This is a genomic window from Streptomyces sp. MZ04 (genome assembly GCF_004684775.1).
GTDB lineage: Bacteria > Actinomycetota > Actinomycetes > Streptomycetales > Streptomycetaceae > Streptomyces.
The window spans coordinates 108520-132318 of record NZ_SRIC01000001.1; the positions used below are offsets into that span (position 1 = coordinate 108520).

Annotated in this window: 23 protein-coding genes and 1 riboswitch; of the genes, 9 read left to right on the forward strand and 14 right to left on the reverse strand. The window is 70.5% G+C overall.

The annotated features are described in order from the left end of the window. Positions 1 to 20 precede the first annotated feature (20 nt). The gene (locus E2651_RS00535; RefSeq protein ID WP_135328931.1) at positions 21 to 1037 is read left to right on the forward strand and encodes a 2-hydroxyacid dehydrogenase; all 1017 of its coding nucleotides are present in this window, start codon (positions 21 to 23) and stop codon (positions 1035 to 1037) included. Here the strand turns inward: E2651_RS00535 and E2651_RS00540 are convergent. Next, positions 1034 to 2884 (reverse strand): anthranilate synthase family protein, encoded by a 1851-nt coding sequence (locus tag E2651_RS00540; protein ID WP_135328932.1) that lies wholly within the window; start codon positions 2882 to 2884, stop codon positions 1034 to 1036. The two genes, E2651_RS00535 and E2651_RS00540, sit on opposite strands and share 4 nt — an antisense overlap. 162 nt (positions 2885 to 3046) lie before the next feature. Beyond that, positions 3047 to 3769 carry a hypothetical protein gene (locus tag E2651_RS00550; protein ID WP_135328933.1) on the reverse strand — a complete coding sequence of 241 codons (723 nt, stop codon included), beginning with the start codon at positions 3767 to 3769 and terminating at the stop codon, positions 3047 to 3049. A gap of 221 nt (positions 3770 to 3990) precedes the next feature. On the opposite strand from E2651_RS00550, the gene E2651_RS00555 reads away from it, so the two are divergent. Both E2651_RS00555 and E2651_RS00560 read left to right on the forward strand, forming a co-directional pair. Next, positions 3991 to 5343 (forward strand): 3-deoxy-7-phosphoheptulonate synthase class II, encoded by a 1353-nt coding sequence (locus E2651_RS00555; RefSeq protein ID WP_135328934.1) that lies wholly within the window; start codon positions 3991 to 3993, stop codon positions 5341 to 5343. Between the two features lie 140 nt (positions 5344 to 5483). After that, complete coding sequence (locus E2651_RS00560) at positions 5484 to 5705, forward strand: (2Fe-2S)-binding protein (RefSeq protein ID WP_167828633.1); 222 nt, start codon at positions 5484 to 5486, stop codon at positions 5703 to 5705. A 21-nt stretch (positions 5706 to 5726) separates the two neighbouring features. On the opposite strand, the gene bfr is transcribed toward E2651_RS00560, so the two are convergent. Continuing rightward, positions 5727 to 6206, reverse strand: a complete 480-nt coding sequence (gene bfr, locus E2651_RS00565; protein WP_135328936.1) for a bacterioferritin — start codon at positions 6204 to 6206, stop codon at positions 5727 to 5729. A 167-nt stretch (positions 6207 to 6373) separates the two neighbouring features. On the opposite strand from bfr, the gene E2651_RS00570 reads away from it, so the two are divergent. Further along, a complete protein-coding gene (locus E2651_RS00570; protein WP_135328937.1) occupies positions 6374 to 7006 on the forward strand; it encodes a sulfite oxidase-like oxidoreductase in 633 nt (210 codons plus the stop codon). Positions 7007 to 7051: 45 nt separating this feature from the next. On the opposite strand, the gene E2651_RS00575 is transcribed toward E2651_RS00570, so the two are convergent. The 6 genes from E2651_RS00575 to thiO all read right to left on the reverse strand — a co-directional run bounded on the left by E2651_RS00575 (position 7052) and on the right by thiO (position 12903). Next, positions 7052 to 7588, reverse strand: coding sequence for a DUF4396 domain-containing protein (locus tag E2651_RS00575; protein WP_135328938.1), 537 nt, complete (start codon positions 7586 to 7588; stop codon positions 7052 to 7054). A gap of 122 nt (positions 7589 to 7710) precedes the next feature. Then, positions 7711 to 8589 (reverse strand): deoxyribonuclease IV, encoded by an 879-nt coding sequence (locus E2651_RS00580; protein ID WP_135328939.1) that lies wholly within the window; start codon positions 8587 to 8589, stop codon positions 7711 to 7713. Positions 8590 to 8623: 34 nt separating this feature from the next. After that, a complete protein-coding gene (gene pknB / locus E2651_RS00585; protein WP_135328962.1) occupies positions 8624 to 10552 on the reverse strand; it encodes a Stk1 family PASTA domain-containing Ser/Thr kinase in 1929 nt (642 codons plus the stop codon). A gap of 153 nt (positions 10553 to 10705) precedes the next feature. Continuing rightward, complete coding sequence (locus E2651_RS00590) at positions 10706 to 11500, reverse strand: thiazole synthase (RefSeq protein ID WP_135328940.1); 795 nt, start codon at positions 11498 to 11500, stop codon at positions 10706 to 10708. Between the two features lie 6 nt (positions 11501 to 11506). Continuing rightward, positions 11507 to 11716, reverse strand: coding sequence for a sulfur carrier protein ThiS (thiS, locus tag E2651_RS00595; RefSeq protein WP_135328941.1), 210 nt, complete (start codon positions 11714 to 11716; stop codon positions 11507 to 11509). Beyond that, a complete protein-coding gene (thiO, locus tag E2651_RS00600) occupies positions 11713 to 12903 on the reverse strand; it encodes a glycine oxidase ThiO (protein WP_135328942.1) in 1191 nt (396 codons plus the stop codon). Before thiO ends, thiS begins: the two co-directional genes overlap by 4 nt. After that, positions 12901 to 13013: riboswitch (TPP riboswitch) on the reverse strand. It overlaps the preceding gene by 3 nt. A 131-nt stretch (positions 13014 to 13144) precedes the next feature. On the opposite strand from thiO, the gene E2651_RS00605 reads away from it, so the two are divergent. The 5 genes from E2651_RS00605 (at position 13145) to E2651_RS00625 (ending at position 17427) form a co-directional block, all read left to right on the forward strand. Beyond that, on the forward strand, positions 13145 to 14365 hold the full coding sequence (locus E2651_RS00605) for an FAD-dependent oxidoreductase (protein ID WP_135328943.1): 1221 nt from the start codon (positions 13145 to 13147) through the stop codon (positions 14363 to 14365). Between the two features lie 51 nt (positions 14366 to 14416). Further along, positions 14417 to 14782, forward strand: coding sequence for a DNA-binding protein (locus E2651_RS00610; RefSeq protein WP_135328944.1), 366 nt, complete (start codon positions 14417 to 14419; stop codon positions 14780 to 14782). A gap of 85 nt (positions 14783 to 14867) precedes the next feature. Next, on the forward strand, positions 14868 to 15518 hold the full coding sequence (gene thiE, locus E2651_RS00615) for a thiamine phosphate synthase (RefSeq protein WP_135328945.1): 651 nt from the start codon (positions 14868 to 14870) through the stop codon (positions 15516 to 15518). Positions 15519 to 15607: 89 nt separating this feature from the next. After that, entirely contained in the window at positions 15608 to 16528 is a 921-nt protein-coding gene (gene metF / locus E2651_RS00620; protein WP_135328946.1) for a methylenetetrahydrofolate reductase [NAD(P)H], read from the forward strand. A 44-nt stretch (positions 16529 to 16572) separates the two neighbouring features. Then, positions 16573 to 17427 carry a hypothetical protein gene (locus E2651_RS00625; RefSeq protein ID WP_135328947.1) on the forward strand — a complete coding sequence of 285 codons (855 nt, stop codon included), beginning with the start codon at positions 16573 to 16575 and terminating at the stop codon, positions 17425 to 17427. 9 nt (positions 17428 to 17436) lie between these two features. On the opposite strand, the gene E2651_RS00630 is transcribed toward E2651_RS00625, so the two are convergent. The 5 genes from E2651_RS00630 to E2651_RS00650 form a co-directional block, all read right to left on the reverse strand. Next, on the reverse strand, positions 17437 to 18963 hold the full coding sequence (locus tag E2651_RS00630) for an NAD(P)/FAD-dependent oxidoreductase (RefSeq protein ID WP_135328948.1): 1527 nt from the start codon (positions 18961 to 18963) through the stop codon (positions 17437 to 17439). A gap of 45 nt (positions 18964 to 19008) precedes the next feature. Next, positions 19009 to 19623: a DUF4126 domain-containing protein gene (locus E2651_RS00635; RefSeq protein ID WP_135328949.1), complete on the reverse strand. Its 615-nt coding sequence runs from the start codon at positions 19621 to 19623 to the stop codon at positions 19009 to 19011. Between the two features lie 402 nt (positions 19624 to 20025). Continuing rightward, positions 20026 to 20643, reverse strand: a complete 618-nt coding sequence (locus E2651_RS00640) for a TetR/AcrR family transcriptional regulator (RefSeq protein WP_135328950.1) — start codon at positions 20641 to 20643, stop codon at positions 20026 to 20028. Positions 20644 to 20672: 29 nt separating this feature from the next. Beyond that, entirely contained in the window at positions 20673 to 22757 is a 2085-nt protein-coding gene (locus E2651_RS00645; RefSeq protein ID WP_135328951.1) for a YhgE/Pip domain-containing protein, read from the reverse strand. Beyond that, a complete protein-coding gene (locus E2651_RS00650; protein WP_245238465.1) occupies positions 22744 to 23568 on the reverse strand; it encodes an ATP-binding cassette domain-containing protein in 825 nt (274 codons plus the stop codon). The genes E2651_RS00645 and E2651_RS00650 overlap by 14 nt, the downstream gene beginning before the upstream one ends. Positions 23569 to 23799: the final 231 nt, after the last annotated feature.

Genomic DNA, 23799 nt, shown 5'->3' on the forward strand with positions numbered 1-23799 from the left:
CGGTACCTACACTCGGCCCCATGGAGATCCTCGCCTTCGGCGTGCAGGCCGACGAGAAGCCGCTGATCGAGAAGGCCTTCGCCGCCCACCACGACGTCCGCTGCCTGGACGTCTTCCTCACCGAGGACACCGCCCCCATCGCCGCCGGCTACGAGATCATCTCCACCAGCGTCAACGCCGACCTCGGCAACCGCGTCCTGCAGACCCTCGCCGCCGGCGGGACGCAGATGATCGCCCAGCGCTCGACCGGGTTCAACAACATCGACCTCCAGGTCGCCGAGCGCCTCGGCTTCACCGTCGCCCGCGTCTCGTACTACTCGCCGTACTCCGTCGCCGAGTTCGCCTGGACCCTCGCGATGGCCGTCAACCGCCGCATCGTCCGCGCCAGCAACCGCACCCGCGACTTCGACTTCCGCCTCGACGGCCTGATGGGCCGTGACCTGCGGGGCCGCACGGTCGGCGTGCTCGGCACCGGGAAGATCGGCGAGGCGTTCACCCGGATCGCGCACGGCTTCGGCATGAAGCTGCTCGGCTGGGACATCACCCAGAACCCCGCGTGCGTCGAGCTCGGCATGAAGTACGTCGAGAAGGGCCGGCTCTTCGCCGAGGCCGACCTGATCAGCCTGCATGTGCCGCTGCTCCCCGCCACCCACCACATCATCGGCGCCGACGCGCTGCGGATGATGAAGGACGACGCGATCCTGGTGAACTCGAGCCGGGGCGGGCTCATCGACACCGAGGCCCTCGTCAGGGAGGTGCGCGCGGGCCGTTTCGCGGGCGTCGGGCTCGATGTGTACGAGGCGGAGGCGGGGCTCTTCTTCCTCGACAAGTCCCTCCAGGTCGTCGAGGACGACACCCTGGCCCGCCTGGTGACATTCCCGAACGTCGTGGTCACCTCGCACCAGGCGTACTACACCCGGGACGCGGTGGGCCAGATCATCGACACCACGGTGCAGAACGTCCTGGACTACCGGGAGGGCCGCCGCGGCGAGAACGTGCTGGTCCCGGCGGCCCCCGCCCCTGCCCCTGCCCCCTAGACCAGTACGCCCGACAGGAGCTCCCGCACGATCGCCGTGCCGCGCAGCGAGAGCACCGACTCGGGGTGGAACTGGACGCCCGCGAAGCCGGGCCCCCGCAGCGCGTGCACCTCGCCCGTCGCCGCGTCCCTGCTGACCTCGACGCCGTGCGCGGTCAGTTCGGCCGCCGTCTCGTCGTCGCAGCGCGCCACGAAGCTGTTGTAGAAGCCGACCGTCTCCGGCCGCCCGAACAGATCGATCCGGGTCTGCGCGCCCTGGTACGGGACCTCCTTGCGGACGATGTCCAGGCCGAGTTCGGCGGCGAGCAGTTCATGGCCGAGGCAGACGCCGAGGACTCCGTGCCGGTGGTTCCTGATGGCGTCGGCCGCGAGCGAGCGCAGGAAGGTCATCTTCGGGTCGGTGGAGTCCGCGGGGTCGCCGGGGCCCGGGCCCAGGACCAGCGGGCCCTCGTGGGCGAGCACCGTCTCCCGCAGGCCCGGCTCGTCGTAGCGCCGGATCGTCACGTCCAGTCCCGAGGAGCGCAGCAGGTGCGCGAGCATCGCCGTGAACGTGTCCTCGCCGTCGACCACCAGGGCGTGCCCGGACAGCTCGGCCGTCTGTTCCTGCATCCGCAGCCAGAACGGGGCGAGCCCGGCCCGGCGGCTGTCCAGTGCCGCCCGCACTCGCGGGTCGTCGGCGAGTGCGGGGCGTACGTCCTCGTGGCGGGGCCGTCCGGGACGTACTCCCAGAGCCGCGAGCACGCCCGCCGCCTTCGCGTGGGTCTCCGCGACCTCGCCCGCCGGGTCCGAGCCGCGCACCAGCGTGGCGCCGACCGGGACGCGCAGGCGGCCCGCGGGGGAGATGTCGGCGGTGCGGATCAGGATGGGGGAGTCGAGCGTCTGGGCGCCGCCCGCGTCGCGGCCGATGAGGGCGAGGGCGCCCGCGTAGTAGCCGCGGCCCCCGGTCTCGTGCCGCTCGATGACCCGGCAGGCGTTCTGCACCGGCGACCCGGTGACCGTCGCCGCGAACATCGTCTCCTTGAGGACCTCGCGCGCGTCGAGCGACGACTTGCCCCGCAACTCGTACTCGGTGTGCGCGAGATGGGCCATCTCCTTCAGGCGCGGGCCGACGACGACACCGCCCATGTCGCCGACCGTGCACATCATCTTGAGCTCCTCGTCGACGACCATCGACAGCTCCTCGGTCTCCTTGCCGTCGGCGAGGAAGGTGAGCAGATCGTCCGCGGTGGGGCCGTCGGCCGGGTAGCGGTACGTCCCGCTGATCGGGTTCATCACGACCGTCCCGCCGGACATCCGCACATGCACCTCGGGGCTGGCCCCGACCAGGGTGCGGTCCCCGGTGTGTACGACGTACGTCCAGTAGGCACCCCGCTCGCCCACCAGCAGCCGCCGGAAGAGCGCGAGCGCGTCCGCCCTGCCGAAGCCGGGGATCGCACCCTCGTACGTACGGCGGATGACGAAGTTGGCGCCCTCGCCCCGCCCGATCTCCTCGCGCAGGACCCGCCCGACGATGTCCGCGTACGCGTCGTCGTCCACGTCGAAGGCCCCGTCCTCGACCCGCACGTCGTGTGCGGGCAGTGCCGACAGGGCCTCGGCGAGCGGGAGTTCGTACGTCTCGTCGGGGGTGAGGACGGCGAGCGGCGTGCCGTCGTCGCGCACGTCGAAGCCGCGCTCCCTGATCTGCCGGAAGGGGATGAGCGCGAGGCCCTCGTCGGGGATGTCGGCGAGCCGGTCGTAGGTGCCGACGGAGCCGATCAGGACCTCGACCGTGTCGTGGTCGTGGCCGGGGGTGCGGCGGCGGAGCACGGCGAACGGGCGGTCGTCGGACAGGAGGTCGGTCAGGTGCATCGGTGTCGTTCCTTCTCACTCGGAGAGGAACGGCCTCAGAACGCAACAAAGGCCGCCCCTCGGGCGGCCTTCGCGATTCGGTGTACGCGCAGTCAGTGGGCCGCCGGGAGAGCGGTCCACCACCAGTTCTGGATCGATGCGTGCGCGAACATGAGCGGCAGCCTACCGGAATCCTTCGCGTCGCAGATGCCAGCGGCTCCAGCGGGCGAACCGGCTGCGCCATCCGGCGTCCCAGTCCTCGGTATCCGGATAGATCACGCCGTGCTCGCGCAGGGCGACGTCGGTGAGGTCACGCAGATCGGCGCGCGTCACCACCTCCTGGAGGCTCGTGTAGCGGCCGATCTTCTCTCGGGCTTGCACCACTGACTCCGCCTCTTCCGTCGATATCTCACATCCGTGGGAAATGGAATACACGGTTTCCCTGTTTACGTCGACAAGGCCGCCGTCCCGGGGGTCCGGAATGCGGGACGGCCGGTTGGTGGGGTGGCCTATACGCCTTGCGTCAGCCTCATGTGGATTGAGAGCCACCAGTTTTCGCGCGTTGTAGCGGCGTTCGCGGCGGTCGCGGGAAATCCATTCGGGGTCATGGTGGGGCAGAGTGTAGGCGAAGTGGCGTATCCGCGCCGAACGGGCGGCAGCGACCGTGGAGCCCAGTGCAGCAAGGGAGATCTGCAGCTGGCGCAGGGGGATGAAGTACACGGCGATGAAGGTGAGTGCGCCGGTCGCGGCGAATAGCGTCCCCTCCCTGCGCAGCCTCTGCCATTTCAGTCGCGCGGAGGCATGGAAAACCGGGATCGCCGCTAGAAGCCACCCCGCGGGGATCGTGAGAACGAAGTACCACCTGCCGTCACGGACGGCCTCTCGGATAACTTGCTCAGCTTCCATCGAGACCCCCTCGGACGGAGAGGTCGGGTGACCGGTCCCGGCCTCTAAAACGTAGCGCCGAGAATGCGTGGCGAGGAAGGGAGGCGTTCACCCGGAGAAACTCACGGAAGGAATTGGCTGATTTCTGTCAGGAGGCCTGGGTGGGATGGTGTCATGCTCCCCGCGTCTCAACTTCTGGGCACCTGCTTGGACGCCCGGCCCGACCCCGTAAGGTTAACGAGGTGACCGTGAACGCTAAGACCACCGCAACCGGTGGCAACACCTGGCGAGACCTTCCCGCGGCGCAGCAGCCTGAGTACCCCGATGCCGAGGCTCTGCGCGATGTGATCGCGGACCTCGAGTCGTATCCGCCGCTCGTCTTCGCAGGCGAGTGCGATCAGCTGCGCGCCCGCCTTGCGTCTGTGGCCAAGGGCGAGGCGTTCCTGCTCCAGGGCGGCGACTGCGCCGAGGCCTTCGACGCCGTGTCCGCCGACCACATCCGAAACAAGCTGAAGACGCTGCTCCAGATGGGCGCCGTCCTGACCTACGCCGCCTCCGTGCCCGTCGTGAAGGTGGGCCGCATCGCGGGGCAGTACTCGAAGCCCCGCTCCAAGGGCACCGAGACCCGCGACGGCGTGACCCTGCCGACGTACCGGGGCGACTCGGTCAACGGCTTCGACTTCGACGAGAAGTCCCGCGTCCCGGACCCCGAGCGCCTGAAGCGGATGTACAACGCCTCCGCCTCGACGCTCAACCTGGTGCGCGCCTTCACCACCGGCGGTTACGCCGACCTGCGCCAGGTGCACGCCTGGAACCAGGACTTCGTGAAGTCGTCCCCCTCGGGCCAGCGCTACGAACAGCTGGCGCGCGAGATCGACAACGCGCTCAACTTCATGCGGGCCTGCGGCACCGACCCGGCCGAGTTCCAGACCGTCGAGTTCTACGCCTCGCACGAGGCGCTGCTGCTCGACTACGAGTCGGCCCTCACCCGCGTCGACTCGCGCACCGGGCGCCTCTACGACACCTCGGGCCACATGGTCTGGATCGGCGAGCGCACCCGTCAACTGGACGGCGCGCACATCGAGTTCGCATCCAAGGTGCGCAACCCGATCGGCATCAAGCTCGGCCCGACGACGACCACGGAGGAGGCGCTGCAGTACATCGAGCGCCTCGACCCGGACCGCGAGCCCGGCCGCCTCACCTTCATCGTCCGCATGGGCGCCGACAAGGTCAGGGACAAGCTCCCCGAGCTGGTCGAGAAGGTCACCGCGTCCGGCGCGACCGTCGCCTGGGTCACCGACCCGATGCACGGCAACACCTTCGAGGCGGCGTCCGGGCACAAGACCCGCCGCTTCGACGACGTGCTCGACGAGGTCAAGGGCTTCTTCGAGGTCCACAAGGGCCTGGGCACCCACCCGGGCGGCATCCACGTCGAGCTCACCGGTGACGACGTCACCGAGTGCGTGGGCGGCGGCGACGAGATCTTCGTCGACGACCTGCACCAGCGCTACGAGACGGCCTGCGACCCGCGGCTGAACCGCAGCCAGTCCCTGGACCTGGCGTTCCTGGTCGCGGAGATGTACCGGGACCAGTAGTTCCCGGGTATTCACCGGCGTATCCGGGGCTTTTGCGAGCAGGGAGTGGCGGGTAAGGTTAGGTTAGCCTCACCGATCAATCGGGACGGGCACCACTGATAGATCCTGCCGTCGATCCCGATCGATGACGCACCGGGGAGGTGAACCGCATGTTCGTCTGCAACTGCTTCGGCATCACCGAAGAGCAGGTGAAGAAGCATGCGGACGACGGTGCCTGCACCCCCCGCCAGATAGCGTCGGCCTGCAAGGCGGGCACGGACTGCGGTTCGTGCGTGCGACGCATCCAGGCCCTGCTCGGCCGGGGCGCGTGCCCCACTCGCGAGCTGGTCGCTCCGGAGGCGGAACTCCCGGAAGCTGCGTAGCTCTCCGAAGGTGTTTGGCTCTTAGCTCTCCGGCTGCTCGACGAGCTGCGCGATGTAGAGCGGCTCGCCCAGCTTCTCGATCAGCTCGAGCTGGGTGTCGAGATAGTCGATGTGGTGCTCCTCGTCCTCGAGGATCGACTCGAAGATGTTCGCGGACGTGATGTCCCCCTTGCCGCGCATCACCTCGACCCCGCGCTTGAGGCGGTCGATCGCCTCCACCTCGATCTGCCGGTCGGCCTGGAACATCTCGGTGACCGTCTGGCCCACGCGAACATGGAAGAGCCGCTGGTAATTGGGCAGACCGTCGAGGAACAGGATCCGGTCGGTCAGCACTTCCGCGTGCTTCATCTCGTCGATCGACTCGGACCTGGTGTACTTCGCGAGCTTCGGCCAGCCGAAGTTCTCCTGCATTTTCGCGTGAAGGAAGTACTGGTTGATCGCCGTCAGTTCGGCGGTCAGCTGCTCATTGAGAAACTCGATGACCTCGGGGTCGCCCTGCATCGCAGAGGCTCCTTCCAAGTGTGTTGACTGGCCAGGTAGCGCGCATCCTTGCACCGGTGTTCGGAGGTCGTCCAGTAAGTGCACGCTTAGTAGGAGTTGCCCGAATCGGTGTTTGGCCGGGGGCCGTCTGGTCACGTCCACTGCCCCGGGTCTGTCAGGATGGAGGCATGGGTCAGCCGGCGGATCACGCATCTCGGAGAGCAGCGGAGCCGGAGCTTCCACCGGGACAGCGCCTGCAGCGCGGCTGGCCGGTCACGCACTACGGCCCGGTGCCGAAGTTCCGCCCGGAGCGCTGGGAGTTCAGGGTCTTCGGGGCCACCGCCGACGGCGAGAAGCACTGCTGGACGCATGAGGAGTTCTCGGCTCTTCCGTACGCCACCGTGGTCGCCGATCTGCACTGCGTCACGAAGTTCAGCATGCTCGGCGCCGAATGGGGCGGTGTGCCCGCGCGTGCGCTGCTCGACATCGCGCCGCCCGCGCCCAATGCCACGCATGTGATGGTCTGGGCCGAGTACGGCTTCAGCTCGAATCTGCGGATGGCCGACTTCGCCTCCGACCGCACGATTTTCGCCACGCACAAGGGCGGCGAACTGCTCACCGCGGAGCACGGATTCCCGCTGCGGCTCGTGGTGCCCCATCTGTATGCCTGGAAGGGCCCCAAGTGGGTCCGCGGCATCGAGTACATGACGGCCGACCGCCGCGGCTTCTGGGAGGAGCGCGGCTATCACAACGTCGGCGACCCCTGGAGCGAGCAGCGGTACTCGTACCAGGAAGAGCCCGGGGACGGCCCCGAGCTCTAGTCCTGCGTACGCTGCCGACTTCGTTGGTTTCGTTGGTTTCGCTGGTCAGTGGTGGTACTGGTGCACCACGGCGTGGCCCTTGCCGTGGCCGATCATCCACTTGTTGACCGGAGTGGTGATCACGAACGCGGCGGCCAGCGCGATGGCGAGGATCCACCAGAACATGGGGTCCGAGAGGTGGGCGTCCATCGCTCCCGGCCAGAGCGCGATCACCCCGTTGTCGATCAGCTCCATCACCGCGATGGACAGGGTGTCGGCGGCGAGCGCGACGCGGAACGCCGTCCTGAAATCGACGCCGGCCTTGAGGATGCCGCGCAGGGTCAGGGCGTAACCGAAAGAGAAGGCCAGGATGATCGCCAGGATCATCGTCTGCATGTTGCCCCAGCCGAGCGCGGTGCCGATGATCATGCCGAGGATCTCGCCGATGGCGCACCCGGTGAGGCAGTGCAGCGTCGCCTGGGCCGCCATGCGCCAGCTGACCTTGCCGATGCCGTGCGCGTGACCGTGGTGCTCGTGCTCGTGGTGCGCGTGGTCGTGGTGCGCGGGCTCGTGCTGGTGCTCGGCGTGAGTGTCGTGCTGCATGAGGAGTCCCCAACGTCGGATAGCCGTTCCTGCCGTCAGACAAGAACGGTATACCCCTGGGGGGTATTCCTCAAGGGGGCTGCTTGCTCCTCAGTTCCTCAGCTCCTCACTTCCTCAGTTCCTCAGTTCCTCAGTTCCTTCAGCCGTGCCACGTCCGCCGCGTGCCCTTCCTTGCCGCCGGGCGTCTCGATGATCAGCGGTACGCCCTCGGTCGCGGGGTGGGTCATCAGCGCGCGGAACGGGTCCTCGCCGATGTGGCCGGTGCCGATGTTCTCGTGGCGGTCCTTGTGGGCGCCGACCACGTCCTTGGAGTCGTTGGCGTGCACCAGCTTCAGCCGGCCCTCGCCGACGGTGTCGACCAGCAGATCGAGGGTCTGGTGCATGCCGCTCGGCCCGGTCAGGTCGTGGCCCGCCGCGAAGATGTGGCAGGTGTCCAGGCAGATCCCCAGCTTCGGGTGGGCGTCCAGTGCCTCGAAGTACGGGCCGAAGTCCCAGGTGCGGGAGCAGAGCGAGAAGCCCTGGCCGGCGGTCGACTCCAGGAGGAGGCAGGGGTCGTCGTCGTGCGTCAGCTCGTCCAGGAGCGGCAGCATCCGGTCGCGTACCTGCTTCAGGGCGACGGAGCGGTCCCGGCCGCCGGTCGCGGAGCCGGTGTGCACGACGACGCCGAGGGCGCCGATCTCGCGGCCGCGGCGCAGCGAGTGGCGCAGGGATTCCACGGACTTCTCGACGGTCGCCTCGGTGTGCGAGCCGAAGTTGATGAGGTAGGGCGCGTGGACGTACGCGGGGATCTTCTCGGCGGCGCAGGCCGCGCGGAACTCCTCGTCCTGCTTCGGGTTCCCGGGCGGCGTCGCCCAGCCGCGCGGGTTGGCGACGAAGACCTGGACGGCCTCGGCGCTCAGTTCACGGGCGTACGAGAGCCCTACGGAGGCGAGCCCGCCGGCTACGGGGACATGGCCGCCGACGGGGTTGCGGGGCGTGGTGCTGAGGGACTTTGTGCTCACCGTTTCAGGGTGTCACGCGGTCCCACGCTCTCTGTCAGCGGATCTCGATGGTGATGGTCGACCCCTTGGGGGCCTCCTCGCCACCCTCCACGGACTGATCATTCACGGTGTCCCCGAAGAGGCCGAGCAGACCCTTGTCTTCCTCGACCTGGAAGCCCGCGTCCTCCAGCTCCTGCGTGGCGTCGTCGACGCTCATGCCCTCGACGTCCGGGACCTCGACCATCTGCGGGCCCTTGGAGAGCGTCAGCGTGACCGTGTCACCCTCGGCGAGCTGCTTCTCGCCCTCCTTGGGGGACTGCTGGGCGACGTCGCCCTTGTCCTCCTCGGAGTGGACCCGCGTCGTGGCGATCTTCACCTTGAGGCCGGCGTCCTCCAGGTCGGCGGTCGCGTCGGCCTCGGACTCGCCCGTCACGTCGGGGACGTCGACCGGGGAGCCCTTGCTGACGACGATCGCGATGGCGGAGCCCGCCTTGCGCTTGGTGCCCGAGCCCGGGTCCGTGCTGATCACGGAGCCCTTGCGGACCTCCTCGCTGAAGGCCCTGGTCGTCATCCCGGGAGCGAGACCGGCGTCCTTGAGCTTCTTCTTCGCCGCGGCCAGCGGGGTGCCCTCGAGGTTCGGGACCTTCACGATCTCGGGGCCCATCGAGACGGTCAGCGTCACGTCGCCGTTGTCCCCGATGCGCTCGCCCGCCTTGGGATCGGTGGCCATGACCGTGCCGCGCTTGTCGGTGTCGCTGTACGCGCGCTTGACGTCCTTCACGTCGAGCCCGGCCTCGTCGAGGCGCTTCTTGGCAGCGGCCTCGGTCTTCGCGAGGAGCGGCGGGACCTTCGTGAACTGGCCGGAGTTGATGTACCAGACGCCGGCGCCGAGGCCGAGCGCGAGAAGTACGGCGGCGACGATCGCCAGGACGCCGCGGCGCGGGTTGGACCGCCCGCGCCCGCGCCCGCGTCCGGGGCCGGGGGCGGTCGGCGGGGCCGCCGGAGGCGTCGCCAGGATGCTGGTGCGGTTGAGCGGGTCCTGCTGCTGGTTCTCGCCGTCCGTGGGGAGCGACATCTGCACGGACCGCGCGGCGCGCGGAATCACGCTCGTACGGTCGTCGGCGTTGTCGTGCTCGGTCGTGCGCGCCTGCGGCGGCACCGCGTCCAGCTGCTCCAGGGAGAGCGCGGCCCGCGCCTCCCTGGCCTGCCCGAGGAGGGCCACCGCGTCGTGCGGGCGGACGTCCGGGGTGCGGGCGGTGGCGGAGGCGACCAGTTCGTCGAGCTCCACGGGGAGCCCGGGGACGGCCGCCGACGGGGGCGGCACGTCCTCGTGGAGGTGCTGGTAGAGCACCTGGGCGGGCGATTCGCCGGAGTGCGGCTTGGTGCCGGTCAGCATCTCGTAGAGCACGACCCCGCACGCGTACACGTCGACGCGGGTGTCCGCCGTGCCGTGCTCGATCTGCTCGGGCGCGAGATAGGAGACCGTCCCGAGGACCGTGCCGGTGGTGTTCGTGACGGTGTCCACCGCGCGTACGAGCCCGAAGTCGGCGACCTTGACCCGGCCGTCGTCCCCTATGAGGACGTTCTCCGGCTTCATGTCGCGGTGCACGAAACCGGCGCGGTGCGCGGCGCCGAGCGCGGCGAGGACCGGCTCCAGGATGTCGAGCGCGGCCCGCGGCTGGAGGGCGCCCCGCTCGCGCAGGACGTCGCGCAGGGTGCACCCGGCGATGTACTCCATCGCCAGATAGACGTACGCGCCGTCGGCGCCCTGGTCGTAGACCCCCACCACGTTCGGGTGCGAGAGCCGGGCGACCGACTTCGCCTCGCGGATGAAGCGGTCGACGAACGAGACGTCGGCGGCGAGCGTCGGGTGCATCACCTTGAGCGCGAGCACGCGGTCGAGGCGGGTGTCCACGGCCCGGTAGACCGTGGCCATCCCGCCGACCGCGATCCGCCCGTCCACGCGATAGCGGCCGTCGAGCACCTGCCCGACGATGGGGTCTCCCCGGCCGAAGGCTGGGGAAGGGTCCTGAAGGGTCGTGTCCACGGAGGGAGTCTACGAGCCGCCGCTGACACCGATGCCCGCGCGGGCGGCCCCGGGGCCCGACTGCAGCCGACCTGTGACAGGCGCGGGCGTTCAGAACGCCGGCCGCTCCGGATCGAGCCGCGCCATGCCCTCTCCGGGGGAGGACGCCTCGGCGAAGTGCCGCCGCGGAATCCGCCCCGCACGGAAGGCGAGGCGCCCCGCCTCGACCCCGTGCCGCATGGCCTCGGCCATGATCACCGGCTCCTGCGCCCGCGTCACGGCCGAGGCGAGCATCACACCCGCACACCCCAGCTCCATCGCGAGCGCCACGTCGGACGCCGTGCCCGCCCCCGCGTCCAGGATCACCGGCACGCGTGCGTGCTCGACGATCAGCTGGAAGTTGTGCGGGTTGCGGATGCCGAGCCCGGAGCCGATGGGCGACCCGAGCGGCATGATCGCCGCGCAGCCCACGTCCTCCAGCTTCCGCGCGAGGACGGGATCGTCGTTCGTGTACGGGAGGACGGTGAAGCCGTCGTCGACCAGGGTCTCGGCGGCGTCGATGAGCTCGATCGGATCGGGGAGCAGGGTGCGCTCGTCCGCGATGACCTCCAGCTTCACCAGGTCCGTGCCGAGCGCCTCCCGGGCGAGCCGGGCGGTCAGGACGGCCTCGCCCGCGGTGAAGCAGCCCGCCGTGTTCGGCAGCACACGGATGCCGAGCTTGTCGAGCACGGAGAGCACCGAGCCCTGTACGCCCGGGTCGAGGCGGCGCATGGCGACCGTGGTCAGCTCCGTTCCGGAGGCGACGAGGGACCGCTCGAGCACGTCGAGGCTCGGCGCACCGCCCGTACCCATGATCAGTCGTGAGGAGAGCGTGAGCCCGCCGATGACGAAGGAATCGTCTGCCATGTCGGTTCAGCCTCCCTGGACGGCGGTGAGCACTTCGACGCGGTCGCCGTCGGCGAGCGCCGTGGTGGACCACCGCGTGCGCGGGACGACGGTTTCGTTGAGCGCCGCGGCGACGCCGGACGGGGCCGCGGTGAGTGTGGCGACGAGGGCTTCGAGCGTGGTGCCCGCGGCCACCTCGCGGACTTCTCCGTTGACTGAGACGGCTGAGAGGGTCATGCGGGCTGCTCCAGGAAGGGCTGTGCCGAGGGGGCCGGTGCGAACCGGCGGGGAGTGAACGCCCTTGCCTCGTCCGGCAGTTCACCGGTGACCAGGGCGTGCGCCATGACGTCGCCGGTGACGGGCGTCAGGAGTACGCCGTTGCGGTAGTGGCCGGTGGCCAGCTGGAGGCCGGGCAGGGCGGTGGGGCCGAGCATCGGCGCGTTGTCGGGGGAGCCGGGGCGCAGACCCGCGCGGGTCTCGGTCAGCGGCAGCTCCGTGATGCCCGGTACGAGCTCGTGGGCGTCCCGAAGCAGCTCGTACACGCCGCCCGCGGTGACCGTCGTGTCCCAGCCGAGCTCCTCGCTGGTCGCGCCGACCACGAGCTCGCCGTTCTCGCGCGGCACCAGGTAGACATGGCTGCCCCGGACCACGGCGCGCACCGTGCGGCTCAGGAACGGCGCGTGGCGCTCGGGCACCGTAAGCCGCAGCACTTGCCCCTTGACCGGGCGAACGGGCGGCAGAACCCCCTCAGGGACCCCTGTGAGGCGCCCGCTGAGGCTGCCCGCGGCGAGCACGGTCCGGTCGGCCTCCAGGGCGGTGCCGTCGGCGAGGACGACGCCGGTGGCCCGGTCGCGTACGACCGTCAGTCGCTCCGCCCACGCCCGGTGGAGGACCACGCCCGCCCGCTCGCACGCCACCAGGAGCGCCGCGGCGAGCCTGCGCGGGTCGACCTGGTGGTCGCCGTCCACGCGGAGCCCGCCGCGCACGCCCGGCGCGAGCATCGGTTCGAGACGGCGGCACTCGCGCCCGCTCAGCCACTCCGAATCGAGCCCCGACTGGCGCTGCAGGGTGTGCAGTTCGCGCAGATGGGCGCGGTCGTCGGCGTCGAGCGCGACGGCGAGCGTGCCGCACGCGCGGTAGCCGAGACCGCGGCCGCTCGCCTCCGTCAGCTCCTCCGCGAACTCCGGATAACGCTTCGCGGAGGCCAGATTCAGGCCGAGCAGCGTCTGCTCGCCGTAGTGCAGCTCGGTGACCGCGGCCAGCATGCCCGCGGCGACCTGCGCGGCGCCGCCGCCCGGCTCGGGGTCCACGACCGCCACGGACAGGCCGCGCTGCGCCGCCCGCCAGGCCGTGACCAGGCCGATGATGCCGCCCCCGACGACGAGGACGTCCGTCGTCGCGTGGGGTGGTGTACGTGAATGCATGGGTGTCCAGCCCCTCCCTTCGCCGGCATGACCCGGATCAGGTTCGTACGGTCGGAGGCCGTTCAGCCTCCCTCTCAGCCCGGTGCGTCCGGGCTCCCGCGAGTGCTCTGCACCGGCCACCCTAGCCCGTCGTGTCCGGAGGCAGTAGGGGGAGCTGTCCGGGTATGGGCGATGACGGTGTGTCAGAGATCTCCTCGTCGCGCCCTGAAGTCGGCGTCCTGTGCCGCCCTACAGTGATCGGGTGAGCGAGCAGCAGAGGCAGGCAGAGCGCCGGGTTGTCATCGTCGGCGCGGGGATGGCCGGGGTGCAGACCGCCGTGGCCCTGCGCGATCAAGGGTTCGCCGGTGCGGTCACCCTCATCGGGGCGGAGCCCCATCAGCCGTACGACAGGCCGCCGCTGTCCAAGGCCGTGCTGCTGGGCAAGGCGGAGGGCTCGGCCTTCGACGTCGACTTCGAGGCGCTGGGCATCGAGCTGAGCCTGGGCCACGAGGTCACGGGCATCCGCCCGGCGGACCACGAACTCGACACCGCTTCGGGGCCGGTTCCCTACGACGCCCTCGTCATCGCGACCGGCGCCGAGCCGATCCTGCTGCCGGGCGCCTCCGGAGTCCCCGGCGTGCATCTGCTGCGCACCCTGGACGACGCCGAACGGCTGCGGCCGGTCCTCGCCGAGCAGCACGACATCGTGGTCGTCGGGGCGGGCTGGATCGGCGCCGAGTTCGCCACCGCCGCGCGCGAGGCGGGCTGTGCGGTCACCGTGGTCGAGGCCGCCGAGCGGCCGCTCGCGGGGGCGCTGCCCGCGGAGGTCGCGGCACCGATGACCGCCTGGTACGCGGACTCCGGGGCCGAATTGCGCACCCACGCGCGCGTGGAGCGCGTCGAGCCCGGCACCGTCCTCCTGGACGACGGCACCCGGCTGCCCGCCGACGCGGTCGTCGTCGGCATCGGCGCGCGGCCCGCGACGGACTGGCTCGCGGACTCCGGGATCGCTCTCGGCACCCACCGGGAGGTCGTCGCCGACGACCATCTGAGGACCTCGGAGCCGGATGTGTACGCGGTCGGCGACTGCTCCTCCTTCCCTTCGGGAAGGTACGGCGAGCGCCTCCTGGTCCACCACTGGGACAACGCCCTCCAGGGCCCGCGCACGGTCGCGGCCAACATCATCGGCGAGACCCCTTCGGCGTACGACCCTGTCCCGTACTTCTGGTCCGAGCAGTTCGGCCGCTTCGTCCAGTACGCGGGACACCACGGCTCCGCCGACGCACTGGTGTGGCGCGGTGACCCGTCGGGCGCGGCCTGGACGGTGTGCTGGCTGCGTGCGAGCGCCCTGGTGGCGGTCCTCGCGGTGGGCCGCCCCCGGGACCTCGCCCAGGGCCGCAAGCTGATCGAGACCGGCGCGCGGCTCGATCCGGCCAAGGCGGCGGATCCCTCGGTGCCGCTCAAGAAGGCGGTGCGGGAGTAGCCGCGCCGACTGCTCCGCCCTCTGTCAGTCGCCGGGGATACGCTTTGTCCTGTGACCGAGATTGACGCAAAGACTGATGCTCTCGTCCCCGCATGGCTCCACCTCCCCGACATCGCCGAAATGCTCGACGTCGAGGTGACGCGCGTGCGCCAGCTGGTCAAGGAGGGCCAGCTGATCGCCGTGCGCCGTGGTGAGAACCGCGCGCTCCAGGTGCCCGCCGACTTCATCGACGGCGACAAGATCGTCAAGGGCCTGACCGGCACCTTGACGCTCCTGAGGGACGACGGCTTCTCCGACGAAGAGATGCTGGAGTGGCTCTTCACTCCCGACCCGACCCTGCCGGGCACGCCCGCGCAGGCGCTGAGCGAGAATCGCGGCACGGAGGTGAAGCGCCGCGCCCAGGCGCTCGCCGTCTGACCTGATCCGCATCCGTGTGTGTACGGGCCGCACCGCGCTCCACGCTGCCCGTACACCACCGCCACCGACACCGGGGGGAACCTCCATGGCCATCACGCCTGCCCGAGAGCAGCTCGCCGACGCCCGCCTCTACTTGTGTGTGGACGCCCGCAAGCGCCAGGGAGACCTCCCGGAATTCCTCGATGCCGTCCTCGCGGGCGGAGTCGACATCGTGCAGCTGCGCGACAAGGGCCTGGAGGCCGCCGAGGAGCTCGAGCACCTCCAGGTCTTCGCCGACGCCGCGCGCCGGCACGGCAAGCTCCTGGCCGTGAACGACCGCGCGGACGTCGCGCACGCCATCGGCGCCGACGTGCTGCACCTGGGCCAGGGCGACCTGCCCGTGCCCGCGGCCCGCCGCATCCTGGCCGACGACGTCCTCATCGGCCGCTCCACGCACGCCGAGTCCGAGGCCGCAGCGGCGGCCGTCCAGGACGGCGTGGACTACTTCTGCACAGGCCCCTGCTGGCCGACCCCCACCAAGCCGGGACGGCACGCCCCCGGTCTCGACCTGGTCCGGTACACGGCGTCGCTCGGCACGGACCGCCCGTGGTTCGCGATCGGCGGCATCGACGCGGGCAATCTGGACGAGGTGCTCGAAGCGGGCGCCCGCCGCGTCGTGGTCGTCCGGGCCATCACCGAGGCGGACGATCCGGCCGCCGCTGCGGCGGACTTCGCAAAGCGGCTGCGTACGGCCTGATCGGCGGGGTTTCGGCCATCCTTCGGGGAGGCTGTCCGCAGGGTGGACGGGGATTAGCCGGTGCGGCACCCCGTCGCTAACCTGCCCGTATGGCCCTAGGCACTGCTTCCACCAGGACAGATCGCGCACGCACCGTGCGCGACATGCTCGCGACCGGCAAGACCACGTACTCGTTCGAGTTCTCGGCGCCGAAGACCCCGAAGGGCGAGCGGAACCTGTGGAACGCGCTGCGCCGGGTCGAGGCGGTGGCCCCCAGCTTCGTCTCCGTGACGTACGGAGCGGGCGGCTCGACGCGTGCGGGCACGGTCAAGGAGACGGAGCAGATCGTCGCCGACTCGACGCTCACGCCTGTCGCCCATCTGACCGCGGTCGACCACTCCGTGGCCGAGCTGCGCAACATCATCGGGCAGTACGCGGACGCCGGGATCAGGAACATGCTCGCGGTCCGCGGCGACCCGCCCGGCGACCCGCTCGCCGACTGGGTCAAGCACCCCGAAGGCCTCACGTACGCCGCCGAACTGGTCCAGCTGATCAAGGAGTCGGGTGACTTCTGCGTGGGCGTCGCGGCCTTCCCCGCGATGCATCCGCGGTCGGAGGACTGGGACACGGACGTCCGGCACTTCGTCGACAAATGCCGCGCGGGCGCCGACTACGCGATCACACAGATGTTCTTCTACCCGGAGGAGTATCTGCGCCTGCGCGACCGGGTCGAGGCCGCGGGCTGTTCGACGCCGATCATCCCGGAGATCATGCCGGTGACGAACGTGCGCATGCTGGAGCGGCTGCCCCAGCTCAGCAACGCTTCCTTCCCGCCGGCGCTCAAAGAGCGCATCCTCACAGCCAAAGACGATCCGGCGGCTGTACGCTCCATTGGCATCGAGTTCGCGACGGAGTTCTGCGCGCGGTTGCTGGCCGAGGGTGTGCCGGGGCTGCACTTCATCACGCTCAACAACTCCACGGCGACGCTGGAAATCTACGAGAATCTGGGCCTGCATCACCACCAGGCCTGAGCGGCCGTACCCCCGGGGCGGCGGCCGTGGGGAGAGGGGCGTACATGGGCTGGACGGTCCTCTACATCGCGTTCGGATGCGTCGCGCTGTGGCTGCTCGGCGAGGTGCTGCTGCAGTACAAGGCGCGGCTGCGCTGGCGTCTCCTCGCCTTCGGGGGCTTCCTCGGGGTGGTCGTCGGCGTGCTGATGCCGTCGGTGGTCGTCATCGGCGCCGGCGCGATCGCCTTCGCGACGGGACAGACGTACGTGACGCTGTCCTTCCGCCGCGGCTTCTCGACCGGCTGGGCGCTCGGCGGCCAGCCCGGCCTGAGCAAGCGCCGCAAGACCTCGCCACGGGCCGCCGCCCAGGACCCGACGCTCCAGGTCTCCGACCTCGCGTACGAGCAGCCTGAGCCGCCCGCGCACGCGCCCGGCGAGGGGGTCTACGCACCGGAGCCCATGCCGGACGACACCGGGCAGTACGGCGTGTACAGCGACTCCGCGTACGCGCAGCAGCAGCAGCCCGCCCAGGACAGCGGCTACGGCTACGACACGTACGCCACGGCGGGCTACGACCCGCAGCAGCCCTACGCGTACGGAGAGACCGGGCAGCAGGAGTACGCCGCGTACTCCGACCCGTACATCGGGACGCAGACGTACGGCGGCCAGCAGAGCTACGACACCTACGGCGACCAGCAGCAGTACCCGCCCTATCCCGCCGCCGATCCGTACGGCAACGGGGCCGGTGGCTACAGCGAGACGCCGCCCGGCGGGGTCTGGGTGCCCCAGCAGCGCAGCGTGGACGATCCGTACGGGGCGTACGGGGGCGAACTCCCGCCCGAGCAGCCGTATCCGAACCAGGGCGAGCATGCCCAGGGGCACGGATACGACGCGGGCTACAACGAGCAGTACCGGTACTGATCCCGGGGCTCACCGGGAGCCGCGGAACTCCGGCCCCTCCACGATCAGCCCGGCGACCAGCGTGCCCGACATGCCGGCGTGCGGAAGCCCGCCGCCCGGGTGCGACCAGCCGCCGACCGCGAAGAGACCCGGCACGCGCGTGCTGTTGGCCGGGTGGAGCAGCCGGCCCCCGTCCGCCGCGAGGGACGGGGGCGGGACCGCGCCGCCGTCGGCGCCGGTGGCCTCCGCGACGTCGGCGGGGGTGCGGACCTCGTGCCACAGCAGCCGCTCTCGCAGCCCCGGCACGGCCGAATCGGCGCGGGTCAGCAGCCGGTCCACGTCCGCCTCGGTGATCTCCGTGTGCGCGGGCACCGTGACCGTGAGGTTGACCGCCTCGTGCCCGGCGTCGGGTGTGAGCGACGGGTCGTCGGGGCGCAGCACCGTGACGGTCGGTATGGAGGGCAGCCCTGGGTGGTCCCCGAAGAGCCGGTCGAGTTCGTCCTGTCGGTCGGGGGTGTGCAGCACCGTCCGATGAGGCGTGCCGTCCGGCCTCGCTCCGCGCAACGCGAGGAGGACCGTGAGGCGGCTGGGAAGTCCGGACCTGGCCGGCACCTCACCCTCCGCCCGTATGTTCACACCGGATGCCCCGGACATGCCGGACGCCCCGGACAGCAGGCCGTCCAGTACGCCGGGCGCGACACCGGCGACCACGAAGTCAGCCTCGTGCGCCGTCCCGTCCGCGAGCTCCACGCCCGCCGCGCGGCCGTCCTTCTCGACGATCCGGGTCACCGCGGAGTCGAACGCGAACTCGACCCTGCGGGCCAGGCACCGCTCGTACACGGCTTGGGCCAGGGCGCGCATCCCGCCGCGCACGGACCACGCGCCGAAGGTGTGCTCCAGGTAGGGCAGGACGGCCGCGCTCGCCGGGGCCGTCCGCGGATCGAGGCCGTACGCGAGGGCGTACTGCTCGAGGAGCGCGCGCAGCCGTGCGTCCCCGCCCAGTTCGAGCTCGGCGACCTCCGTGAGGGTGGCCGCGCGGCGCTCGCGCCGCAGGAGGCGCTTGTGCGGCACCGAAGGGTAGGGCTCGCGGTCGGCCAGCACCTGCCAGTTCGGCCAGAGCGGCTCTTCCAGGAGGGGGCGGCGGGTGCGGTCCCACGCCTCACGGGCGCGGTTCAGATACGCCGACCAGCGGTCGCCCGCACCGCCGCCGAGCGCCGTGTCGAGGGCCTCGCCGACGCCCGCGCGGGACGCGTTCGGCAGATCGGCCGTGCTGCCGTCCGCGAAGACGTGCCGGACCGCGGGCTCCACCTGGGACAGCTCGACGACCTTCTCCAGCGGCTCCTTGCCCGTCTTCACGAACAAGTCGCGGTAGACGGCCGGGAGATGGAGCAGACCCGGGCCCGTGTCGAACGCGAAGCCGTCACGCTCGACGCGGCCGAGTGCGCCGCCGTACGTCCCCGACCGCTCGTGCACCACCACCCGGTGGCCCGCGACGGCCAGCCGGGCGGCCGCCGCCATCGCGCCCATCCCGGCGCCGATCACCACAATCCGTGCCATGCGGAAAACCCTAGCGGCCACCACTGACAGTCACGCCGGGGGCCCTCAGTCCGGCGGCCTCCCCAGCTGCGCCGCGATCCGTTTCTCCTCGCGCCGCTGGGCCCTGCGCCGCAGGAACCGCCGGATCCGCGAGATCAGGAAGATCAACAACAGCAGCCCGAGAAGCAGCAGCACCGCCGCGATGATCGCGGCCGCCTGCGGGTTGAATATCGCGAAGCTGATGATCCCGGCGACCCCGAGATCCTCCGCGGTGCTCGCGATGATGTTGCTGAACGGCTCGGGGGAGCTGTTGATCGCCATCCGCGTCCCGGCCTTGACGCAGTGACTGGCCAGCGCGGTCGACCCGCCCACCGCCCCGGCCGCGAGATCCGGGAGCGAGCCGCTCTGCCCCGCGAGGAGCGCCCCGACCACGGCGCCGGACACCGGCCGGATCACCGTGTGCACGCTGTCCCAGGCCGAGTCGACGTACGGGATCTTGTCGGCGACGGCCTCGCAGGCGAACAGCACCCCGGCGACGATCAGCACATCGGTTCGCTGCAGCGACTCGGGCACCTCGTCGGTGATCCCGGTCGCGCCGAAGACACCGAGCAGCAGGACCACGGCGTACGCGTTGATCCCGCTCGCCCAGCCGCTGGTGAACACCAGGGGGAGTACGGACACGGACGCGATCGTAACCAGTGGCGTACCCCCGGGCGTGGGGTTGAGCACCCAGGCCTGAGTATCCGTACCTAGTGGGGGAGATGAGTACGTGTGCGGATGGGGCCCGACCTGCGAAGACGGAAGAGTGAGGGACACGGAGAAGGGCGCGGCGCCGGTACCGCCGACACGGGGCGGCGGAACCGCGCAGCGCCCTTGGCCGCTCCTCCCACCCCACCGAAGGTGGGAGCGAGACACGGGGGTGACTCGGGGGACCGGGGGACCCGGGAATGACCGCCCGGGGCCGAACGGGGGTTTCGGGGGAACGAGAAGCGCCGGTCCGGCGCCGCCTGGAGATCAGGTGGCACCGGACCGGCGCTCTTCTGTGTTCTGTTCTTGTGTGCTGGGTGCTCTGGGTGCCGCCGCTCAGCGGCTTCCGCTCACCCGGCCCTGGAGCAGCCGCGAGAGCGCCGAGTGCACATCGTCGAGCGAGCGCTCCGGCTGGAAGGCCTGCCAGTCGAGCGCCGCGACGAGGACCATCCCGACGAGCGCGGCGGCCGTCAGGGGGATGTCGATCTCCTCGCTGAGCTCGCCGTTCTCGACGCCTCCGCGCAGCACGTCCTCCACCACGGCGACCGCCTGCTGCCTGACCACCATCAGCGTGGACTGCCAGGCCCGGTTGGTGCGCCACAGTTCGGCGACGTACAGCTGGGTGAAGGCCGGATAGCGGTCGATGAAGACCAGGCCGGCCCGGATCATCGCGTCCAGGGCGTCGACCTTGCTGCCGCCGCTCGCGTCGGCCTTCTCCGCCGCGTCCTTCAGGGAGGCGGTGAGCAGACCGACGCCGTGTCGAAGGAGCTCTTCGAAGAGGACCGATTTGCTGGCGAAGTTGTAGTAGACCGTGCCCTTCGCGACCCCCGCCCGCTCGGCGATCTCATCGACCGTCGTGGCCGAGAAGCCCTGCTCGGCGATGAGCGTGACGGCCGCTTCGTAGAGCTTCTGCCGGGTGGCCTCGCGCCGGGTGCTGGTTGAGCTGCTGTCCATGGGCCCGATTCTCACAGGTCTTTCGGTCCTCACAGGCTCAGCTCCGGGTGAAGCCGGTCAAGAGTCCACACCTGCTTGCGGCGTGCGGAGAGCGCGGTGAGCGCCAGGGCGCCCAGCGTGAAGGCCGTGAGTACCGCGCACGCCTCCCAGACGGGGCCGAGTCCGCCGCCCGTGATGAGCCTCCGTAGAGCGTCGACGACGTAACTCATCGGCAGGAAGGGGTGGATCGCGCTGAAGAAGGACGGGCTGGTCTGGACGGGGTACGTGCCGCCCGCCGAGGTCAGCTGCAGCATCAGGACCGCCAGGACGAGGATCCGCCCGGCCGCTCCGAAGCGCGCGTTGAGCCACTGCACGATCGCCGCGAAGCAGCACGTCACCAGGCAGAGGAAGCCCACCGTCCCGGCCGCCCGGGCCATCTGCAGGCCGAGACCCCAGTGCAGGACCGACATCAGGGCGGCCGTCTGCAGCACACCCAGGGCGGCGACCGGCAGCCAGCCCGCGAACGCGATCCGCCAGGCGGAGGCGCCCGCGGCGAGCGCGCGCCGGTTGAGCGGCTGGATCAGCATGTACGCCACCATCGCGCCGACCCACAGGGAGAGCGGGATGAAGTACGGGGCGAAACCGGTGCCGTAGTTGGGCGCCTTGTGCATCGACTGGGAGGCGAGCTGCACGGGGTCGGCCATGACTCCGGTGCGCTGGTCGCGGTCGTTCTTGTCGTAGTCGGGGATCTGCTCGACGCCGTCGTGCAGCCCGCTCGCCAGCTTCCCGGAGCCGTCGGCCAGCTTGAACATGCCGCCCTTGAGGTCGTTCGCGCCCGTCTTGAGCTTGTCGACGCCCTCGTCGAGGTCGACGGAGCCGGTCTTGGCGGTGCCCAGGCCCGTGTGCAGCTTCTTGGCGCCCTTGGCGACCTTCCCCGCGCCCTTGTTGAGGTCGTTGATCTGGGTGACCGCGGTCTCCAGGTCCTCGTCGAGGTGCGGCGCGCGGTCGGCGAGCGCCTGCGACTTCTTCTGCAGCGTGGCGAGGTGCTTGTCGAGCGTCTTGACGTCGCTGTCCTGATCCTTGATCAAGGTGTTCATGTCGTCCGCGATGGTCGACACGTTCTCCGCGGACTTCTTGGCCTCCTTGAGCTTCGGGCAGGAGGGGTCGGGAAGAGGCGCCTTCTCGCAGCGCTCCGTGTAGAGGTCGCCGATGACCTTGGAGCCGTCGGCCGCCCCCTTGGCCGCCACGGGTGCGAGCTTGACCCACGTGTCCAGGTTGTGGCGCATCGCCTTGGAGGAGTCGGCGACGAGCTGCGCCGTGTCCCCGATGGTCTTGCCGTTGTCCTTCAGGAAGGGCCGCACTTGGTCCGCGGTGCCGTTGACCTTGTCGGCCAGCTTCTGCGTGCCGTCCGCGACCTTCTTGGAGCCGTCCTCCAGGTCACCGGCGCCCTTGTTGAGCTTCTTGATGCCGCCGGCCAGATCGCCGCTGCCGTCCTTGGCGTCCTTCAGGCCCTTCGCGAGGTCCTTCGAGCCCTTCTTCGCGTCGCCGATGCCGCCGTCGAGCTTGTCGGCGCCCTTGGCTGCCTTCTCCGTGGCCCCGTGGATGTCGGAGAACGAGATGAAGATCTTGTCGAGGAAGGAGCGCGAGGCCTTCGTGGAGGCCGCCGTGCGCACCTCGGAGAAGACCGTGCGGGAGATCTGCCCGACGATGTAGTTGTTGGCGTCGTTCGTCCGGACCTGAAGGGCGCCCGTCTCCGGGGAGTCGCCCGAACTCGACGCGATGCGCTGGCTGAAGTCGGACGGCATCGTCAGCGACAGGTAGTACGTCCCGTCCTCGACGCCGTCGCGCGCCTCGGCCGCGCTCACCTCATGCCAGTCGAACGTCTTGCTGTCCCGCAGCCCGTCGACGATGCCGTCGCCCGCCGCGAGCTTCTTGCCCGCAGCCGTGGCGCCCTTGTCGTCGTTGACGAGCGCGACGGGAATCCGGTCGAGACGGCCGTACGGGTCCCAGAAGGAGCACAGGTACAGGGCGCCGTACAGCAGGGGCAGCAGCAGGAGCGCGACGAGCGCCGCACGGGGCAGCTTTCCCCTGCCGAAGCGCCGGAGCTCGAGCGAGGCCAGCTTAGGCGCGCGCATCGGCCGCCTCCTTGTCGTCGGTCGCGGTGTCTGCGGTGTCTGCGGTCTGTGCGGTGTCCGGGGTGTCCGGGGTGCTTGCGGGGGCTGCGACGTCTGCCTCGGGCCGCACGGTGCTCACGACGACCGCGTCATCGGGTGCCTCGCTGCACACCGCGACAACCGTGGTGCCGCGCTCGGCGATCGACCTCAACAGGTCCCAGGCCGCCACCCGTTCGGCGTCCGAGAGCTTGAGGTCCATGTCGTCGACGCCGAGCAGGCGCGGCCGCCCGATCAGCGCGAGGGCCACGGAGAGCCGCAGCGCCTCCAGGCGTTCCAGATCGCGTACGGAGGTGCGCCGGCCCTTGGGCAGCGACTCCATGTCGAGTCCCGCGGCGGTCAGCGCGGTGTCGATCCGCAGCCGTGCCTCGGCCGCCCGCTCGGCGCGCGGCCTCAGCAGATCCCGCAGCGAGCCGCCGAACCGCCGCTCCAGGAGCGCCCGTTCGTGCAGATGCTCGGCGACGGTCAGCGCCGGGTCGAGATCCGTCACGCCGGGCACGGGCCCGAGCGCGCTGATCCGGCGCACCGCCGCGAGCTGCTTGGGCAGCCGGAAGCCGCCCACCGACGCCTCGCCCTCGGTGGGGCGCATGCGTCCGGTGAGTGCGAGGAGGAGACACGTGCGGCCCGACCCCGAAGGCCCCTCGACCGCGATCAGCGACCCCGGCTCCGCGTCGACATCGACCCCGCGGAACGCCCAGCCCCGCGGCCCCTTCAGACCGAAGCCCCCAGCTGTGACAGCGGCTCCCCGCCGACCATCGTCCGTCGGACCGTCCACGGTCCCCCCTCGCACCCTTTTTTGAACTGACTGGTCAGTGCAAAAACTAGCGCGAAGCCGCGATCGAGGCAAAGTCGCAGGTCAGAGCCGATTGTCAGTGGCGTACTTCACGATGGGCACATACGGCCACTGCGCCGTCACGCGACGACAGGAGGTTCGTCATGGCCAGCACTTCCGCAGCAGCCGCACGTCGGCCTGCCTCTTATAAACATCTGACGCTGCCGACGTAAA

What these genes read in the sequence shown, in the direction of transcription:
- E2651_RS00590 (WP_135328940.1), bottom strand. Translation starts at nt 11,500, where the DNA reads ATGGCAGACGATTCCTTCGTCATCGGCGGGCTCACGCTCTCCTCACGA.
- bfr (WP_135328936.1), bottom strand. Translation starts at nt 6,206, where the DNA reads ATGCAGGGCGACCCCGAGGTCATCGAGTTTCTCAATGAGCAGCTGACC.
- E2651_RS00630 (WP_135328948.1), bottom strand. Translation starts at nt 18,963, where the DNA reads ATGGCACGGATTGTGGTGATCGGCGCCGGGATGGGCGCGATGGCGGCG.
- thiS (WP_135328941.1), bottom strand. Translation starts at nt 11,716, where the DNA reads ATGACCCTCTCAGCCGTCTCAGTCAACGGAGAAGTCCGCGAGGTGGCC.
- E2651_RS00535 (WP_135328931.1), top strand. Translation starts at nt 21, where the DNA reads ATGGAGATCCTCGCCTTCGGCGTGCAGGCCGACGAGAAGCCGCTGATC.
- E2651_RS00575 (WP_135328938.1), bottom strand. Translation starts at nt 7,588, where the DNA reads ATGCAGCACGACACTCACGCCGAGCACCAGCACGAGCCCGCGCACCAC.
- E2651_RS00645 (WP_135328951.1), bottom strand. Translation starts at nt 22,757, where the DNA reads ATGCGCGCGCCTAAGCTGGCCTCGCTCGAGCTCCGGCGCTTCGGCAGG.
- thiO (WP_135328942.1), bottom strand. Translation starts at nt 12,903, where the DNA reads ATGCATTCACGTACACCACCCCACGCGACGACGGACGTCCTCGTCGTC.
- E2651_RS00550 (WP_135328933.1), bottom strand. Translation starts at nt 3,769, where the DNA reads ATGGAAGCTGAGCAAGTTATCCGAGAGGCCGTCCGTGACGGCAGGTGG.
- E2651_RS00625 (WP_135328947.1), top strand. Translation starts at nt 16,573, where the DNA reads ATGGGCTGGACGGTCCTCTACATCGCGTTCGGATGCGTCGCGCTGTGG.
- E2651_RS00570 (WP_135328937.1), top strand. Translation starts at nt 6,374, where the DNA reads ATGGGTCAGCCGGCGGATCACGCATCTCGGAGAGCAGCGGAGCCGGAG.
- metF (WP_135328946.1), top strand. Translation starts at nt 15,608, where the DNA reads ATGGCCCTAGGCACTGCTTCCACCAGGACAGATCGCGCACGCACCGTG.
- E2651_RS00640 (WP_135328950.1), bottom strand. Translation starts at nt 20,643, where the DNA reads ATGGACAGCAGCTCAACCAGCACCCGGCGCGAGGCCACCCGGCAGAAG.
- thiE (WP_135328945.1), top strand. Translation starts at nt 14,868, where the DNA reads ATGGCCATCACGCCTGCCCGAGAGCAGCTCGCCGACGCCCGCCTCTAC.
- E2651_RS00540 (WP_135328932.1), bottom strand. Translation starts at nt 2,884, where the DNA reads ATGCACCTGACCGACCTCCTGTCCGACGACCGCCCGTTCGCCGTGCTC.